This is a genomic window from Cryobacterium levicorallinum (assembly GCF_004402405.1).
Taxonomy (GTDB): Bacteria; Actinomycetota; Actinomycetes; order Actinomycetales; family Microbacteriaceae; genus Cryobacterium; species Cryobacterium levicorallinum.
The window spans coordinates 39,601-56,993 of sequence record NZ_SOFE01000028.1; the positions used below are offsets into that span (position 1 = coordinate 39,601).

Annotated in this window: 13 protein-coding genes; 8 read left to right on the forward strand and 5 right to left on the reverse strand. The window is 65.2% G+C overall.

Features of this window, described 5'->3' with window-relative positions; translation table 11 throughout:
* Positions 1 to 45: 45 nt before the first annotated feature.
* The 4 genes from E3O11_RS15890 to E3O11_RS15905 all read right to left on the reverse strand — a co-directional run bounded on the left by E3O11_RS15890 (position 46) and on the right by E3O11_RS15905 (position 7,324).
* Positions 46 to 2,157 (reverse strand): S9 family peptidase, encoded by a 2,112-nt coding sequence (locus E3O11_RS15890; protein WP_092452169.1) that lies wholly within the window; start codon positions 2,155 to 2,157, stop codon positions 46 to 48.
* Between the two features lie 62 nt (positions 2,158 to 2,219).
* On the reverse strand, positions 2,220 to 3,824 hold the full coding sequence (locus E3O11_RS15895; protein WP_092452172.1) for an HNH endonuclease signature motif containing protein: 1,605 nt from the start codon (positions 3,822 to 3,824) through the stop codon (positions 2,220 to 2,222).
* Between the two features lie 221 nt (positions 3,825 to 4,045).
* Entirely contained in the window at positions 4,046 to 6,277 is a 2,232-nt protein-coding gene (locus tag E3O11_RS15900) for a HelD family protein (RefSeq protein WP_092452175.1), read from the reverse strand.
* Positions 6,278 to 6,610: 333 nt separating this feature from the next.
* Positions 6,611 to 7,324 carry a GAF and ANTAR domain-containing protein gene (locus E3O11_RS15905; RefSeq protein ID WP_092452178.1) on the reverse strand — a complete coding sequence of 238 codons (714 nt, stop codon included), beginning with the start codon at positions 7,322 to 7,324 and terminating at the stop codon, positions 6,611 to 6,613.
* Positions 7,325 to 7,553: 229 nt separating this feature from the next.
* Here E3O11_RS15905 and E3O11_RS15910 point away from each other — a divergent pair, with 229 nt between their 5' ends.
* Entirely contained in the window at positions 7,554 to 8,402 is an 849-nt protein-coding gene (locus tag E3O11_RS15910) for an alpha/beta fold hydrolase (RefSeq protein WP_092452181.1), read from the forward strand.
* 69 nt (positions 8,403 to 8,471) lie between these two features.
* Here E3O11_RS15910 and E3O11_RS15915 read toward each other — a convergent pair whose 3' ends face one another.
* Positions 8,472 to 9,209 carry a TY-Chap2 family putative peptide chaperone gene (locus E3O11_RS15915; protein ID WP_134495634.1) on the reverse strand — a complete coding sequence of 246 codons (738 nt, stop codon included), beginning with the start codon at positions 9,207 to 9,209 and terminating at the stop codon, positions 8,472 to 8,474.
* 593 nt (positions 9,210 to 9,802) lie between these two features.
* On the opposite strand from E3O11_RS15915, the gene E3O11_RS15920 reads away from it, so the two are divergent.
* The 7 genes from E3O11_RS15920 to E3O11_RS15950 all read left to right on the forward strand — a co-directional run bounded on the left by E3O11_RS15920 (position 9,803) and on the right by E3O11_RS15950 (position 17,109).
* Positions 9,803 to 10,222, forward strand: coding sequence for a hypothetical protein (locus E3O11_RS15920; RefSeq protein WP_092452186.1), 420 nt, complete (start codon positions 9,803 to 9,805; stop codon positions 10,220 to 10,222).
* A 184-nt stretch (positions 10,223 to 10,406) separates the two neighbouring features.
* Positions 10,407 to 10,664 (forward strand): hypothetical protein, encoded by a 258-nt coding sequence (locus tag E3O11_RS18345; RefSeq protein ID WP_233194954.1) that lies wholly within the window; start codon positions 10,407 to 10,409, stop codon positions 10,662 to 10,664.
* Positions 10,665 to 11,002: 338 nt separating this feature from the next.
* Entirely contained in the window at positions 11,003 to 12,175 is a 1,173-nt protein-coding gene (locus E3O11_RS15930; protein WP_092452234.1) for a MalY/PatB family protein, read from the forward strand.
* Positions 12,175 to 13,617 (forward strand): O-acetylhomoserine aminocarboxypropyltransferase/cysteine synthase family protein, encoded by a 1,443-nt coding sequence (locus E3O11_RS15935; protein WP_233194957.1) that lies wholly within the window; start codon positions 12,175 to 12,177, stop codon positions 13,615 to 13,617. The genes E3O11_RS15930 and E3O11_RS15935 overlap by 1 nt, the downstream gene beginning before the upstream one ends.
* A 20-nt stretch (positions 13,618 to 13,637) precedes the next feature.
* Positions 13,638 to 14,225 carry a hypothetical protein gene (locus E3O11_RS15940; protein ID WP_092452195.1) on the forward strand — a complete coding sequence of 196 codons (588 nt, stop codon included), beginning with the start codon at positions 13,638 to 13,640 and terminating at the stop codon, positions 14,223 to 14,225.
* The gene (locus E3O11_RS15945) at positions 14,225 to 16,198 is read left to right on the forward strand and encodes an ATP-binding cassette domain-containing protein (protein ID WP_092452198.1); all 1,974 of its coding nucleotides are present in this window, start codon (positions 14,225 to 14,227) and stop codon (positions 16,196 to 16,198) included. Before E3O11_RS15940 ends, E3O11_RS15945 begins: the two co-directional genes overlap by 1 nt.
* Complete coding sequence (locus E3O11_RS15950) at positions 16,195 to 17,109, forward strand: ECF transporter S component (RefSeq protein WP_092452201.1); 915 nt, start codon at positions 16,195 to 16,197, stop codon at positions 17,107 to 17,109. Before E3O11_RS15945 ends, E3O11_RS15950 begins: the two co-directional genes overlap by 4 nt.
* The last annotated feature ends 284 nt before the right edge of the window (positions 17,110 to 17,393 follow it).

The window sequence follows — 17,393 nt, forward strand, 5'->3', positions numbered from 1 at the left end:
TCCAGCTCTCCACTTTAACCGACTTGCGGGGCGCCCCTGACCTGATCAGCCAAGCAGGCGCGGCCGCTTCCAGTCGGCGCCGTGCACGTGCTGGTCCAGAAAAGCAAACACGGTCTGGTACCAGACCACCGCGTGTTGAGGCTTGAGGACCCAATGGTTCTCGTCGGGAAAGAACAGGAATTTGTGCTGGGTACTGCCGTCGACCCCTGCGTGGTGTTCGGCGAGCTCAGACCACAGCCGCAGGCTTTCGCCAATCGGCACCCGGTAGTCGTGGTCACCGTGAATGACGAGCATCGGCGTGACGATCTCGCGCACCGCCTGGTGCGGCGAATTGTCGATCATGCCTTGCGCCGAGAATATGCTCTGCCAGTATTGCGAGTCGTCGGTCGTTCCGTTGAACTGGTCGAGCGACCACAGGCTCGCGTGGCTGACGATGGCGCGGAACCGATCGGTGTGGCCGGCGATCCAGTTGGCCAAATAGCCTCCGAATGATCCGCCCATCGCTGCGGTGCGGGTCTCGTCGATCTCGGGCAGCTCTTCGACTGCATCAACGATCGCGAGCAGGTCGGTGTAGGGCTTGCAACCCCAGGCGTTCCAGCCACGAGCGATGAAATCGAGCCCGTAGCCGGTCGAGAGCGCGGGGTCGGGCAAGAGCACCGCGTAACCTCGGGCTAGGGCGAGCAGCGGGCTCCACCGCCAGCTCCAGGCGTTCCAACTGTTCAGCGGGCCGCCGTGAATCCATAGTAGAAGCGGGGCCGGATGCTCCTGCCCGGCTCCCGCAGGCAGCAGTAGCCAGGCGCGTACTCGCGCTCCGTCTTCGGCCACGGTCTCAACCTCGGTGATCGTGCCGGGAACCTCGGGGAGCGCGGCCGGTGTGGCGAGCATGCTGACGGTACCGGAGCGGCCGATGCGCACCGGATGCGCCGGCGCGATCCAGGAGGAGCGCAAGGCCACGAGGTCGCCGGTCTGGGCATCGACGCAGACGTTGGTGTAGCTGAAGTCGTCGGTGGTGAGCTGCTCGGGCGCTCCGCCGTCTAGCGGTACGCGAAAGATCGGACCGCGGCCGTCGTGGTCGGCCGTGACGATAAGGGCCTGGTTGGATTCGGTGTCCGCGTCGAAGACCAGGCTGGTCGGCCAGCGGTCCCATTCGGCGGCGAGGCGACGCGGGCGGCGGCCGTCCAGGTCGGCAGCCCAGAGTTCTTGGTCGGCCGGACCCTCCGGGGTACTGACGGCTGTTCGCACGAAGGCGATCTGTCTACCGTCGAGGCTCACAGCCGGGAATTCGAAGTCAACCTTCAATTCGTCGAACAGGGTGGTCTGGGTGCCGGTCGCGACGTCGATGGAGGCCAGCACATAGCGACCGGAGCGTTGCTCAGCAACCCGCAGGGCGACGATTAGCGTGGATCCGTCCGGGGTTAGGGCCTGGCCGGCGGTATCCATGGTGCGACCGGGGGCGGCCGTGAGGTCTCGGGGACGCGGGAGGTCGGCTGGATAAGGAGCGGGGGCATCCGCTTCGCTGACCGTGTCGCTGGCGCTGGCGGGAGGTGCGATCGTGTCCTGCAGGTCGGCGAGGTCGAGCGCCAGCAGGTGGGGTTCGGCCGGACCGAGATCGTGGTCCCAGAACCGCACCGGGTAGCTCTCGTGCAGAATAGCCGCGACCTTCTTCTCGGTGCGTTCCTTGCGGGCGGCGCCTTCAGCTTCGAGGTCGGCGGCGCTCGGCAGGAGCTCGGCGGCGATCACGAGGTTGGAGGAGGAGGACGCCACCGCGGCGATGCCGGATACTCCCCCCGCCAGGCGGGTGATCGCGCGAGCCTCGCCGCCGGCAACAGGCAGCAGCCAGAGCTGGGCGGCCACGGCGTCCGTGTCAGCACCCTTGTCGGCAGCCGCGTCGAGGCGGGTGGAAACGAACAAAACGTCTCCGTCGGCCGTAAACGCGGCCCCGGATTCGCCCTTCGCCGACCGGGTCAGGCGGGTCGGAACGCCGGTGCCGTCGGCGGCCACTGACCACAGTGCCCGCTCATAGCTCGTCTGGTCGCGGGTGAGGGTCGCAACAGTGAGGACGACCCGCTGCCCGTCGGGCGAGAGCGCGAGGCCCTCCACCCGCGGCAGCGCCACGTAGTCATCGAGACTGGAAAAGGGCGTGGGGTGAGACTCCATTGTCATGCTTCAACGCTACCCGACCGGAATGACTAGCCGCTGGCGCACGCGTCGCCGGAGACTCAGGTGCGCCATGGTCGTTCGGGCCGGTAAGGTTCGGGGCTGGGGGTGTTGGCTCGGTGATTGTGGGCGGGTCGCCAGGTTTGGGTTGGGTCAAAGAGCAGTGGTCCGAGTATGTGGGGTCGGCCCTTGATCATGCGGATTCTCCATCCGCTGGTGTCGATGGTGCGGTGGTGGAACCAGCAGAGGAGGACGCCGTTGTCGATGTTGGTAAGGCCGTGTTTTTGCCATGGGATAACGTGGTGGACTTCGCTCCACCGGGCGGGAATGGTACAGCCGGGGATGATGCAGCCTCCGTCGCGGGCGGCGATGGCGGTGCGTTGCTTGGCGGTGAAGCAGCGAACTGTGTCGCCGAGGTAGAGCACGTCGCCGTTGTCGCCGAACAGTACCTTTCGGGCGCCGCCGGTGCAGATGGCTTCTTTCACCCGGCGGAACGAGACCGGGGCTTCGATACCGTCGATCCAGCCAACGCCACGGCCCTGGTCGAGGTCGCTGGCGTTGATGTGGATCATGACGGTCGGGGCCGCACCGCCCATCGTCGGGGTCTGCGGGTCGCGCGCGGCCGCTTCAAACACGGAGCGAAGGATGTCAGCACGCTTCTCACCGCCGGTGCGGCGGTCCCCGTCGAAGCGGGTATCGACGCTGAACGGTTCGGCACTGAACGGGTCGGCACTGAACGGGTCGGCGCCGAACGGTTCGGCGCCGAAGCGCTCACCCTTCGTGCTCGGGCCGTCGATGTAAACGCCGTCCAGCTCGCTGGGGTCATTGCCGGGTTCGGTGGGTTCAAATCGCGGTGTGCGGGACCGCGCCGATAGGAACGTGTCGAACAACGTGTCCATGATGCCGCGCAGTTCCGGGGTGACGTTGGCGTGCACCGGGTAGAGCCCGTTGCGCAGCAGGCCGAAGGTCAACGTGCTTTTCGCCTCGACGGCGTCGTCGTTGGGCGCGGTGCCGTCGGGGTCGAGCCGGCCCTGCCACTCCAGGGCTTGTGCCCGCAGCATGTCGGGCGCGAAGCGGATGCCCGCGCCCGGCAGCCCCACCGTCTCCGGCGTGATCTCCCCGGTCGCTGACGCCACCAGTGCACGTTCGACGCGGTCGAGGTCGTCCGGCAAGACCCGGCCCTGCAACGCGGTCAGGGTGCCGGCGATGATCTCCGCCGACTCCACCCCAAGCTCCCCACTCACGAGCCCCTCGGCAATGACCGGATACCGGGCCGCGACCGGCAAACCAAGCGGGGTGCGTTCGACCGCCGTCTCGCCCAGTTTCAGGCGACGCTTGGCTTCACGGCCGGAGATGCCGGCAAGTTGGGTGATGAGCTCAACGCGGTTACGGCATCCGTTCTTATACGCCAAAGATCCGTTGCCGAGGTCGGTCTCCGCGCGAACTCCAATGTCGGTGGTCGACCGCAGTCTGGCCGCATCGACCTTGCGCCCGAGGCCCTCCAGCGCGGCCATGACCGCGACCGCTTCACCGTCATCAAGATGACTAAACCGCACCCCGTCAACAACGGAAGCCAACAATGCACCGGCCTGAGTAATCACCGCAACCCGGGAACCCTCAAACTCCGGCATCGAACCGGCTGCTGCGGGCGGGACGGTGAGGGTCATGGCGACGATGCCTCCTTCACCCAGAATTATACTCCGAAACGCCCGTGAAAGCGAGACAATCTCAGTATTAAGGTGTGATTTTCTAAGAGTTGTCTACGATCAGCGAACGGGGCTCAAAGCTCGTTTGAGCAGCCAAGGTCAATTCGCTGCGCACCCTGGGAAGACACTTTCTCGATCAGGGCAGCTCGGCATCCGCATTGACGACGGCGTCAACAGCGACGTCAGCCGAGCGCATCACCGAGCGGCGCGTCGCCCACCAGGTACAGCCGCTGCGTGGCCCGGGTCATCGCGACGTAGAGCGCCCCAGCGCCACGCTCCGAGGCCGCAAGAATCGCCGCCGGGTCGACAACGATAACAGCGTCAAACTCCAGCCCCTTCGCGTCCTGCGGGGTGAGCAGCGCAATCTCCCGGCTCAAACCGAGCGCACCGACGCCGAGCAGGTCGCCGAATTCGGCCCGCAACGTTGTTTCGAGCTCGGCGAGACCGGCATCGACGACGATCACGGCCAGGGTGCCGCCAGCGCCGAGCGCCCGGTCCCGACGAACCGCCGACGCGGCATCCGCCACCGTCTCGACCGGCCACTCGCTGGACCGAACCGTGCGGGAGGGCGTGATCGACAAGCCGTGCGAGATCGCGACGGTTTCGGCCGCTGTAGCGATCTGGCTCGGCGTGCGATAGTTCACGGTGAGCTCTTCGAGCCGCCAGCGGTCGGCCTCCGGCGAGCCCTCGAGTACCGGCTGCAGCGCCTCCTTCCAGCTAGCGGATGCCGCAGCGCTCGCCGCCTGCGCGATGTCGCCGACGATCGTGAACGACCTGCGCGGACCACGCCGCAACACGAGCCGCCACTGCATCGGGGAGAGTTCCTGCGCTTCGTCGATGACGACGTGGCCGTAGGTCCAGCTGCGGTCCCGCGCGGCACGCTCACTGGTCGTGGCCCGCTCATCGAGTTCGCCGGCACGAGCGGCGAGGTCTTTGGCGTTGACCAGCCCCTTCACCCGCATGTTTTCAATGGCCGTTTCGGCGTTCTCCACGTCACGCTTACGCTGTTCCTTGAGCGCGCGCTTCTTCGCCTGGTCGACCGCGTTGTACTCGCCGAGCAGTTCGGCCGCCTCATCGAGCAGCGGAATGTCGGCGATCGTGAACTCGGCGTCGCGCGCGCGGGCCAGCAGCTTGCGCTGGGCAAAACGCCAGCGCGGAGTCAGCTCCTCCAGCCACTGCGGCCGCGCATACAGATCTTGCAGCAGTTTCTGCGGGGTCAGCGGCAGCCAGGCGGTGTTCAGCGCTACGCGCACGTCATCGGCCAGGCGCAGATCTTCGCGCAGCATCGGCAGGTCGGTATCGTCCATCGACCGGCCCTGCTGCTGCAGATGCTCGAGCCACACCCTGGACAGCGCGTTGATGGCCGTCTTCACGAACGTGACCCTGGCCTCGTTGTGGGTCTTGCCGGTGCCGCGAGCGCGCGCGATCGCCTGGGCGACCAGCTCCGGCTGCAGCACGATGCGGTCGCCGTTGACGACGAGCACCTGCGCGGCGGCCGGGGTGCGCTGCCGGGACTGCACGGCCCGGGCAATGAGGTCTGCCATGAAGGCTTGGCCTTTGAGAGCGGCAACGGCCGGGGCATCCTCTTCGGTCGCTTCGACGTTGGGAAACAACTGACCGACCGAGGCGAGCACGACCCCGGTCTCGCCGAGCGACGGCAGCACGGCCTCGATGTACTGCAGAAACGCGCGTGACGGGCCGATGATGAGCACACCGCTGTCGCGCAGGCGATCCCGGTGCGTGTACAGCAGGTAGGCGGCGCGGTGCAGAGCGACGGCGGTCTTGCCGGTTCCAGGGCCGCCCTGCACGACGAGAATTCCGGCCAGCTCCGAGCGGATAATGCGGTCCTGCTCCGCCTGAATGGTCGAGACGATGTCGGACATGTGCCCGGTGCGCTGCGCGGTGAGGGCCGCGAGCAGGGCCCCCTCGCCCTGATGCGTGGTCGCATCCGGCTCGGCGAGCAGGGCGGCATCGAGAATTTCGTCCTCGATGCGAATGATGCTGCGCCCCTTGGACAGCAGGTGACGGCGGACCCGGGCACCGAGCGGTGTGGCGGCCGTGGCCTGATAGAAGGCGCTGGCCTGCGGCACCCTCCAGTCCAGCAGCAGGGGCTTGTGGTCTTCGTCGCGCAGCCCGACCCGGCCGATGTAGCGGTAGACCGAGTCGCCGGAGTCGTCCGGCATGGTCTCGAGCCGACCGAATGCAAGCCGGTCGTCGACCTCGCGCAATTGCACGATGCGATCCTCGTACAGGCGGGCGAAGGTATCGCGTTCGCTGCGGGACTGGTGGTTACCGCCCACGTCGAGGCGGCGCACCTCGATCAGCTGATGTTCGGCCTCTTCCGCTAGTGCATCCAACCGCTCATACAGCGACTGGACATAGTTCTGTTCCCGAACAAGCTCCTGGTCGATCACGCACGCACCCCTTAAACCGAAGTCACTAGTTTAGTCGCGGTCAGTGTGGGCCTTGCTGTGTGTATTGGGACGCTCGGGACGGCCTGGCCGGGCACGCTTCTTTCCCTGTGACCTTGATCGGTGAACGTCATCTCGGGCGTATTACCGACGGTGACGGGGACCCGGTGTCGGCTTGGTCGAGCACAGACGGTCCAGTCCACGGCTGCATTAGTCCCGCGCTCGGTGGTTTCGTGGTCTGCTCGGCAGGGTCGGGAGGACCAGTCCAGGTCGGAACTCTAGCCAGTACCTCTAGGAATGCATGGCTCACGCAGTGCGTGAATCGGGACACCCGACCTAGATCATGACGCGGCTGCTGATCACGTCTGCGGCGCTTGTGTGCATCGGCTCCTGACGCGAACGGGCGTGCTCGCGCAGCCGCTGGAAAGCTTGATCCATATTGATGCCGTTTCGTTCAGCGATGACTCCCTTGGCCTGCTCGATGAACACTCTGCTATTGAGGGCACGCTGTAGCTGTTCGTTTACCGTTGCATTCTCTCGAGCCGTGCGTTCATAGAGAAGGCTGATCGTCGCGACGTCGGCTAGGGCCTGACCAATTGTCGCGTCTTCATCATTCAACACGCCTTTCTTCGTTCGAAACAGATTAAGCGCCCCGATGGTGTGGGGACGAAAACGCATCGGAATGGCGTGAACGGATTGGAAGCCCTGGGACAATGCCGCGGCCTGAAAAGTGGGGTAGAGATCCCCGTTGGTGGCGATATCGCTGAGCGTGACGACCTTTCCTGACCGATACGCGTCGATGCAGGGACCTGCTCCGGCTTCACGTTGCAAAACTTCAACGATCTGGCTTTCTTCACTCGTGGAGGCGACAACTTGCAGATTGCCGTTGTGGTCCGCTAGGAGGATGCCAGCTGCGGTGGCGTCAAGTAACACCACGCATTGGTCGACCAGGGTGTGCAGGAGATCGAGCACGTCATATTCGCCGACCAGTGCGTCAGCTAGTTCTACAAATGCTCCGCTTACCAGCGCGGCCCGGGTCATGCTCGTCATGCGGTTCAGTGTGGCTCTTAACTCGTAGCGGGTGGCGCGTCAAAGTCGAATGTCAGTGCTTTGGCAGGTTGCACGATCTTCCTCCTCAGTCCCGGTCAGTTCTGTCGAATGTGGGGGGACGAGCCCGACCGATGGTGCCGCCTACAGCCGTCTCCCAGCGAACACCGGTTACCTCGAAACAACCATCCCGATTACCTCCAAGGAACCATTCCGATTGCAAGGAGCGAACATGCCTTTCATCACCGTCACCGGTCAGAACGATCCGAGCGTTGAATTGCATTACGACGACGTCGGTGCAGGAAAGCCCGTCGTACTTATTCATGGTTGGCCCCTCAGCGGCAGATCCTGGGAGGGTCAGGTCCCCGCCCTGGTCGACGCCGGCTACCGGGTGATTACCTACGACCGTCGCGGGTTCGGCCAGTCGTCACAGCCCTGGAACGGGTACGACTACGACACGTTCGCTGCCGACCTGAAGACCGTTCTTGATACCCTGGACCTGCGGGATGTTACGCTCATCGGATTCTCGATGGGCGGCGGCGAGCTCGCCCGCTACGTCAGTACCTACGGCACCGACCGCATCGCGAAACTCGTCTTCGCCAGCGCGGTGCCGCCGTACCTCTGGAAATCTGAGGACAACCCTGACGGCGGTGTCGACGCCGACCTGGCCCAGTGGTTCCACGACGGTTTGACCGGCGACCGGCCGGCATTCCTGAACGAGTTCCTGACGATGTTCTTCACGGCGGGTAAACCGTCCTTGGTCAACAAGCCGAAGGTCAGTTCCGAACAGATTGCGTACAACCTCGATATCGCCCAGATGGCTTCACCGAAGGGCACGCTCGATTGCACCACCGCCTTCGCGACGACGGACTTTCGCGATGACCTGACGAAAATTACCATCCCGACCCTGGTGATTCACGGCGACTCTGACATCATCGTGCCGTTCGAGGTCAGCGGCAAGCGCACGCACGAGGCCATCTCCGGCAGCGTACTCGTATTGATCGAAGACGCCCCCCACGGTCTCACCGTTTCCCACAAGGACGAATGGAACCGGCACGTACTCGCGTTCCTCGCCAAGTAGCACGCCCGACAGGGCCCCCACCCACGATGCCGGACCCTGTCGTTACGCGGCGAGCCTGCAAGCTTTTCGTTACCTGTTCACCCGGTCACCCCAGACGTGGACGAGAACCCGCACGACGAGATAATGACCTCCAAGAACTGTCGGTGGGTGGCTTGGCCCCTTCGCATGTAAAGGTCTACTCGCAGAAAGTGACGCGGCAGTCAACGGCAGGCTGGAGTGGTCAGGGCTGGAATTTTCCCAGCACGCAGGCCGTGGTCGCTGACATCTGACCACCTGGGTATGGGTCTGCGCGGTGTAAGCCGCGACAGCCGCTCGCGTTGACGGAAACAAGAGCAGAAACTGCCCGGCGCTCTGATCGTTGGTGCCGTCAGTGGACATGGTCGCCGGCACGACGTTCCACTCATTCGGGTCGTTCACAACCGACGTCAGGAAGCTACTGATCAGCCTGTATACGAGGGCACGATGCGTGGTATTCGGCGTGACTCGGGGTGCCTGAAGACCCGTGGCGAACTCGATCATCTTCACGATCTCGTGCGAACTATCCGAGTTCACAATGCGTCGCCACCCCATGTTGACGGCCTCACCCAAAACCACAAATCTGATGCCGCGTTCCAAATCGAACTGAATGCGCATGCCATCTTGTTCGTCGTGGAGCAGAACTACTGGTCCGTCGTCTTCAGCTGTGACGCGCGTCATGAGTAGATGCGGATGCCGGCGAACCAATTCGCTGGCAATCCACCAGGTCTGCGCCGTCATAAACCGGCTGGCCGCCGCAAAACGCGACTCAGAGGGGGGATTGAAAGTCACCGGAAGGCGATCTGGTGGCGGTGTGCGGATCGGGTAACTAAATCAGGATTCAACATTGAGATGGAGTGCTCCGTCGTTTTAGGGTTCTCACCCGCGCGGTCGCGCGGGAACCAAGCAATCCAGCCATCAGCGCTAGGACGTTTCAAAGTTAGAGCGAAGTGACAAATACTCATATTACGGATTTTTGAATCCAAACCGCTCCCCCCGAAAGAGTTACGGGCCACCACGATGCCCGTTTTCAGCTAGTGGCGATCAACTCGCGCGATGTGAAGTGCATGGTGAAACGCGGTGGCAGATGGTGGTCATTGCGCACATGTCAGATCCGCACCGCGATGGAAGACCTCGAAGCGCCTAATCGGTTGGTCCAGGTAGCCGATCACCTGAGAAGCCTCGCTGTTCCGCCAGAGCTCGTCATTGTTGATGGTGACCTAACTCGAACCGTGGGCGCCCGTCGTGCTGCCGAGCGGACGGCGTCGGCCCTGTGCATCAAGTGCCGAGGTGGCCAGAGGAGGTGACACCGAGATAACATGTACATGACGTACTCAACGTACGCTCGCATGTGCGCGCGGGTTCACCTGCGCAGAAAGGTCGAAATGCCACTTGTCGCCGATTACAGGACCTTTACAGACGTGCGCTCACATCTCAAGGAGGTGTTCGATGCAACCGCGCGCGGGCGAACCGTCACCGTGCAGCGCGATGGTCAGCTCTCTGCGGTCTTGCCTGTGGATCGGCTCCGTACATACTTCTCTCGCACTGTATCGCCGCGCGTTCGCGTCACTCGGGAAGATGACCGCACCATTGCGTTGATGGAAGGTCGCCCCTTCGTGTCAGAGGGTACGAATGTTGACGGCGCGCTCGCTGACCTCGCCCTGTCGCTTCGTGAGTACGCCGAAGACTGGGACGACCGGCTGGAGCGTGCTCCGAATCACGCCGACAACTGGGCACTTGTGCAGCTCATCAAACTTTCAACCGACGAGCAGCTCCTCGAATGGCTTGAGCGCGGCGGTGAGTAAGCACCCGGCCACGACCCGCGAGGACCACGACGATTTCTGCGTGGCGGAGAAGTGGCAGCTCGTACGCGGCACATCAGGACAGCCTGTCAGGCATCACCGCACCTATGAGTTGGCGCTCTGGGACGGGCAAATCCTCCGAACACGAATCTCCAGGCCCGTCGACCGGTCGACGTACTCTGCCGGGATGTGGACCCACATCCTGCGAACCCAACTCACCGTTGACGCTGACGCGTTCTGGGCCTGTGTTCGTGACAAGAAGTTGCCGGACCGCGGGGCACCCGAAACCGTGACCCAGAGGGAGCCATTACCGCTGTATCTCGTTCGGGCGCTCCGCGAACTCGGCGTTGACGAAAGCGAGAGCCTGGCACTGACCGCGGTGGAAGCAGCGCAGCTGCTCGCCGAGAAGATGGCCCAGCGCTACGGCTACCAAAGCCGTTCATGAGTGATTCGACACCGTCGTAGAACATGTCTCCCGTTGATGCCTTCTCGCCCGCGAACAGGGCCACTACGACCCGTCCATCCGTCGGTGGGAACCAGAAGGTCAGCCGACGCGCAATCCCGACGCGGCGAATCCTCGCAGTCTGGCCATACAGAAACGTCCCGTCAGCCGTTGGCTTACGGAGCGCTTGACATGTCGGTTCCTATCGCCTACCCCGGACGTTAATCAGGGGTGACAACACCCTTGGCCGCTGCGAGCGGACACCGGCGGCATCCGCTCTCATGTGTCGAATATTTACGGACCTGTTCGCTAATTCGGGGCGGCAGGAACATGCTGTGGTCATGTCAGTCATCAAGGCCGCACCGCTGGAGCATATCCGGCGCGAGCGCAGCAGCATCAAGTGGACTCGGTTTCCCGCCGACGTACTTCCCTTGTTCGTTGCCGAGATGGATTATCCCCTGGCACCAGAGATCGTCGCGACCCTGGTGGAGCGCGTACAGGCTTCCGACACCGGCTACCTTGACGGCCCTGGGCCGCTTGCTCCGGCCTTCGCCGCGTTCGCCCTGAACCGCTGGGGCTGGAACGTAGACCCGAGCCACGTACATCTCGCCACGGACGTCAGTGTCGGCATCGTCGAGGCCCTGCGCCTGGCCGTGCCGGTTGGCGGCCGCGTCGCGATCACCCCGCCGGTCTACCCGCCGTTCTACGAACTGGTGGAGGAGGCCCTCGGTAACGTCGTGGAGACCCCCCTGATCGAGCACGGTGACACCTGGCTGTTCGACTTCGCGGCGCTGGAGCGCAGTTTCGCTTCCGGCGTCGATGCCTTCCTCCTGTGCAACCCGCACAACCCGCACGGCATCGTGTGGGCGCGGGCCACACTCGAGGAGCTCGCACGGCTCGCGGCCCACTATGACGTCTTCGTGATCTCCGACGAGATCCACGCCCCGCTCACCTACCCCGGCGCCATCTTCACTCCGTTCGCCCCGCTGGCCGTGGCCGCCGGCGCGCGCGCGGTGACCGTGACCTCGGCGAGCAAGGGCTGGAACATTGCCGGGCTCAAGTGCGCCATCATGGTCGCGGCCGATGATGCGACCAACGAGCTGTTGGGCCGCCTGCCCGAGGAAGTTGCCTGTCGCACCAGCATTCTCGGCCTGCACGCGAATATCGCCGCGTTCGGTTGTACCGACTGGCTCGACACTGCCATCGACCAAATTGTCAGCAACGATGCTCTCCTGGATTCCCTACTCCGCGAACACCTGCCCGCCGTGATCTATCACCGGCCGCGCGCCAGCTATCTTGCCTGGATGGATCTTCGCCACGTCGGTCTCGGGGACAATCCGTACCAGCGCATTCTCGACGATGCCCGCGTCGCCCTCAACAGCGGTGAGTCCTTCGGCCTCGGCGGTCAGGGCTTCGCCCGCCTCAACCTGGCCTGCTCCCCCGACACTCTGCGCGAGGCCGTCGTCCGCATCGCGGCGCTCGTCGCCCGAGTGTCGGCCGAGGCTGCGGCCTGATGACCACCTCTACACAAACGGATGCCCCGCTCCCGACCCACACCGACGCAACAGGAAGTTCCATGGCTACGCCAGCACCAGTATCCGCTTCACTCACGTCGTCACCGCTAAACTCTGACGCTCGTGAGGTCGTGGACCCGATTACCAACTGGGACGGCTTCAGCTTCGACACCCGCCAGGTGCACGTCGGCGAATACGCCGACGAAAACTGCGGCGCACGCATTCCGCCGCTCACCCTGAGCGCCGGCTACGTCTTCGACTCCTTCGACGACGGCGCCGCCCGGTTCAACGGTGGCTCCCGCGAACCCATTTACTCCCGGCAGGGCAACCCCACCAACGCGGTCGCCGAGCAGCGCCTCGCCTCGCTCGAGGGCGGCACCGCCTGTGTCGCCGTGTCGAGCGGGCAGGCCGCGATCAGCGCCGCCCTGTTCGCCTTGGCGGAAGCGGGCGAACACATCGTGTCGACCGCGAGCATTTACGGCGGTACCCGCATTCTGCTCGGTCGCAGCTTTCGCCGCATGGGCATCGAGGTCGACTACGTTTGGGACACCGACTCCGACGAAGCCTGGGACGCGGTCATTCGCCCGGAGACCAAGGCGATTTTCACCGAAACGATCCCCAACCCGCGCAACGACGTCGTGGATATCGCCCGCATTGCCGCCGTCGCCCGCCGCCACGGCATCCCCCTCGTCGTCGACAACACCGTGGCCACGCCGTACCTGATTCGCCCGTTCGAGCACGGCGCCGACATTGTCGTGCACTCGACCACCAAGTTTCTCAGCGGCCACGGCGCCGGTGTGTCCGGCGCGATCGTCGATGGCGGTACCTTCGACTGGGCGGCGAGTTCCCGCCGCTACCCGCTGCTCACCGACTCGCTACGTCCCGGCCTGCCGTCGCTGCTCGACCGGTTCGGCCCGGCCGCCTTCGCCCAGTATGTGCGCGAGGCCGTGGTCAACGACGTCGGCCCGGCGCTCTCCCCGTTCAACGGGTTTCTGCTGCACCAGGGCATCGAAACCCTGTCGCTGCGCATGGAACGCCACGTCGACAACTCCCGTGCCATCGCGCACTGGCTCGAAGAGCAGCCGGAGGTCGAGGTCGTCGACTACGCCGGCCTGCCGAGCAGCCCCCTGCACGACATTGCGCAGCAGTACTACAACGGGCGCACCGGCTCGGTCTTCGCCGTCACGGTCAGGGGCGGCATCGAGGGTGCCCGCGCCTTCACGAACGGCCTGCGGGTGTTCAGCCGCATGACCGGTATCGGCGACACCCGCTCGATGGTGCTGCATCCGCTGACCACCACCCACGCCTCCTTTGCCCCCGACCTCAACGCCCGCCTCGGCATCACCGCCGGAATGCTGCGCCTGTCAGTCGGAATCGAAGCGCTCGACGACCTTCTGCTCGATCTCCGCGGGGGGCTCGACCGAGTCGCCGGCATCCTCTAAACGCTAGGTAATCTGAACCAATGAACCTCAACGCAACAATTTTTTCTGCGCCCATTTTCTCCCGCAACACGGGCTTCCGCAGCACGGCTGCCCGCACCTCAGTTGCATTGGGCGCGCTCGTTCTGCTCGCTGCACTGAGCGGATGCGCTCCCGCTGATTCCGGCTCGTCGGCCTCACCTGCCGCGACCGCTGAAGCTTCCTCGGCCGACTGCGCCGGCGTCGCCGTCGTCGTGGACTTCGGTCTGCTTGACGCCGCCACGATCACCGAGTGCGTCGACGCGACCAAGGCCATCCCTGCGAGCGAGACCCTCGCAACGACGGGCACCACGACCGAGGGCAGCGTCGAATACGGCGACGCCATCGTCTGCCGCGTCAACGACCGCCCGGCCGCCGACGAAACCGTCGTGGTCGAGGGCCAGGAATCCTTCACCGAGAGCTGCGCCTCGATGCCACCGGCTTACGCCTACTGGGCGCTCTGGGTGAAGGCCACTCCCGACGCCGAATGGGAGTACGCCCAGGAGGGCATCGGCACGCTCGAGGTCGAACCCGGCCAGTCAGTGGGACTCGTCTACACGACCGGCACTGAAACGCCGACGCCCGGCAGCTAGTGTTTCGCCTGCGCCTGGCCCCGCTTCTCGCGGCAATCGTGCTCGCGGTGGGCTTCGTGCTGCTGCGGGTCGTCTACCGCGTGGTCTTCGGCGGCGCAGGCGCTGGCACCGGCCCGGTGCTCCTGGAGCTTCCCCGGCTCCGACTCGACGGGCCGTTCAGCCACATCACGCTGTTGGGCCCGATCACCTTGGTCGGTCTCGGCAATGCCGCGCTCAGCGCACTGCCGGTTGCCGCCATCATCGTGTTCTTCGGCCTGCTGAACGCGGTCATCAATGTGCAATCCCTGTTTGCGCGCGGTGCCGGTCGCGGCCCGCTGCGCGCCATCTCTCGTTCGCTCGTCATCGCCTGGGCGACCTTTCCGGCACTGCTGGAATCCGTGCGCCACGTGCGGGTTGCCCGCTCCCTGCGCGGAGAACGATCGATCGCGTCGCTGCTCGTGCCCATCTTCGAGCAGACAATCGAGCGCGCGCTCGCGCTGGCCGCGTCGATGGAAACCCGCGGATTCGCGGCGACCCGCGTCGTAACCGGCGTGTGCGAGGAACCGGTGGTGCTCCGGGATGTCAGATTGAACTTCGGTGCTGCGCCTGACAAGACGGGCTGGCACCTCGACGAGCTCAACGTTACCCTCAAGCCCGGCACTCTCACCGTTATCGTCGGCGCGACCGGGTCAGGCAAAACCAGCCTGCTGCACAGCATGAGCGGGCTGTTCCAGCACTTCTACGACGGCGTTCAGACCGGCACCGTCAACATTGGCGGTGCCGATCGGGCCTCGACTCCCCCGCGTGACACGGCCGGTTTCGTCGGACTCATAGCGCAAAACGTTCGGCTCGGCTTCACGGCGGAAACCGTGCACGACGAGATCGGCTTCGCCCTGGCTGTGCGCAACGTCACCCCGTCCATCGTGCACGCCCGCATTCTCCAGGTCGCCGCTCGGCTGAAAATCGAACACTTGGTCGACCGACCGATCGAGCGGCTCTCAGCGGGCGAGGCCAGCCTCGTCGCAATCGCGGCGGCCATCGTGAATCACCCCATCCTGTTGCTCGTCGACGAGCCGCTTGCCGACCTCGATAGAGCCGCCCGAGATCGGGTCTGCACCGTGCTTGGCCAGCTCGCCCACGAGGCCGACGTCTGCGTCGTCATCGCCGAACACAACACGAAGGAGTTCGCTTCGATAGCGGATGCCTGGCTCCAGATTCGAGGCAGCCAGCTGCACGAGGTCTCCGCCGGTGAGATGCAGGCGCTGTCGACCGCCGAGACTCTTACGCCGACGCCGGTCGCGCCGCGAGATTTCGGAACCGTGCCTGCTGTGCTGTTGGCAAGCATCCGCCGGCTGAGCGTTCGACACCGAACGAGTCTGGTCGTCGACGACGTGTCCTTCAAGGTGCAGGCCGGCGAGCTGATCGCGCTTCGGGGTAGCAACGGCGCCGGTAAAAGTAGCCTGTTGCGGGCGATGGCGTTGCCGACGGCTGCCGACACCGTCACCGTTGCCGGCCATGACGTGCACTCCCTCAAGCGGCGAACCCGTCGGCAGGCCGTGGCGCTGGTGCCCGAGAACTTCGATGACCTACTGTTTGCGATCACCGTGGCCGAGGAGTGTCGGCGGGCTAACCGCACTCTGGCTGGCGCCGATACGGCACAGACATTTGCGCAGCTGCTGGGTTTCGATGGCGTCGCGGATGCCGCGCACCTGCTGCAGCGCCACCCACGCGACCTCTCTTCCGGCGAACGCCTCTGCCTCGTGATAGCCATTCAACTCGCGGCCCGGCCCGCCCTGCTGCTCATCGACGAACCCACTCGCGGCCTCGACCTCACGTCGCGTGCCCTGGTGAGCGACGCTTTGCTCAAGGCCGCGAGCCACAGCGCTGCGGTTATTTTCGCGACCCACGACGACGACTTCGCGCGGGGTCTCGCCACCCGAATCCTGCGCATGGAAGCCGGCCGGCTCGAAGTCCCTATCGAGGTGCACTCGTGACGGTCATTGTGAGCGCGCGCCGGCGCATCCGCTGGACGTCGTGGATTCTGGGCAGCGGCAGCGTTCTCGCCGCCGCAGCCTTCGCCTGGCCGTTCTTCGTCGCGGCGGTGCCGGCCGACGCGCAGGTCGCCGTGCCGATCGTGGCGTTCGCGCTCATTCCGGCGCTCATCGTGGCCCTCACGCTCACCCTCGACCGGGAAATGTACACGGCGAAAACAGTGGCGCTGCTCGGTGTGCTCGCGGCGGTCGGTGCCGCGGTGCGAATCGCCGGTGCCGGCATGGGCGGGGTTGAGGCCGTGTTCGTGCTGCTGATTCTGGCCGGACGGGTCTACGGCGCGCGGTTCGGTTTTCTGCTCGGACTGCTCACCATCGCGGTGTCTTCCCTGCTCTGGGGCGGCTTCGGGCCCTGGACCCCGTTCCAGATGTTCGCCTGCGGCTGGGTCGGCGCCGGCGCAGGGCTGCTGCCGCACTGGCCGAAAGCGACCCCGACCGCACCCAGGACCCAACCGGCGTCGACCGCACAAGCGCCAAGCCAACCCGCGTATGGCGAGCCCACGCAGCGCTGGCACCTCCCCAGGCTGAACGCGCAATCGCGGCTCACGACAGGGACGCGCTGGCGTGGGAGCCTCGAAATCGTGCTGCTGGCCGTCTACGGCGTCGTCTCGTCGTACCTGTTCGGCCTCATGATGAACCTCTGGTTCTGGCCGTTCGCCGTCGGTAGCGGTACCGGCATCTCCTACACGGCCGGGGCCGACGCCGGGCAGAACCTCGCCTCGTTCGCGTTGTACTCCCTGGTCACGTCAACCCTCACCTGGGACACCGTGCGGGCCATCACCACTGTGGTCGGCATCTCCCTGGTGGGCCCGGCCGTTCTCGCTGCCCTGCGCCGCGCGCGCCTGGGCCCCCGCTGACTCGTTCTCTGGCTCGAAGGCATCCGTTTCGCGCTGCGCGGGAGTAGTTCTGGCCAGGCTACAAGTCCCGCGCACTGGCGCAGCTCCCGCGTGGCGCGAGCCCCCGAAGCCACCCCACTGCCGGATCTCCCGCGCATCGGCGTAAATCCCGCGCGTCTCGGCCCCGCAGCCGACGAGGCTCTGCAGCGAACACCCGCGCAATGGCGTAGCTCCCGCGCTTCGGCGCAGGTCCCGCTCAACTCAGTCCGGCCGTACCACGACCGCTGCCCCGAGCACCCGCTCAC

Excerpts from the sequence above, each read along its gene's own strand:
- E3O11_RS15890 (WP_092452169.1), bottom strand. The coding sequence starts at position 2,157 with ATGGAGTCTCACCCCACGCCCTTTTCCAGTCTCGATGACTACGTGGCG.
- E3O11_RS15895 (WP_092452172.1), bottom strand. The coding sequence starts at position 3,824 with ATGACCCTCACCGTCCCGCCCGCAGCAGCCGGTTCGATGCCGGAGTTT.
- E3O11_RS15905 (WP_092452178.1), bottom strand. The coding sequence starts at position 7,324 with ATGACGAGCATGACCCGGGCCGCGCTGGTAAGCGGAGCATTTGTAGAA.
- E3O11_RS15910 (WP_092452181.1), top strand. The coding sequence starts at position 7,554 with ATGCCTTTCATCACCGTCACCGGTCAGAACGATCCGAGCGTTGAATTG.
- E3O11_RS15920 (WP_092452186.1), top strand. The coding sequence starts at position 9,803 with ATGCCACTTGTCGCCGATTACAGGACCTTTACAGACGTGCGCTCACAT.
- E3O11_RS18345 (WP_233194954.1), top strand. The coding sequence starts at position 10,407 with ATGTGGACCCACATCCTGCGAACCCAACTCACCGTTGACGCTGACGCG.
- E3O11_RS15930 (WP_092452234.1), top strand. The coding sequence starts at position 11,003 with ATGTCAGTCATCAAGGCCGCACCGCTGGAGCATATCCGGCGCGAGCGC.
- E3O11_RS15935 (WP_233194957.1), top strand. The coding sequence starts at position 12,175 with ATGACCACCTCTACACAAACGGATGCCCCGCTCCCGACCCACACCGAC.
- E3O11_RS15940 (WP_092452195.1), top strand. The coding sequence starts at position 13,638 with ATGAACCTCAACGCAACAATTTTTTCTGCGCCCATTTTCTCCCGCAAC.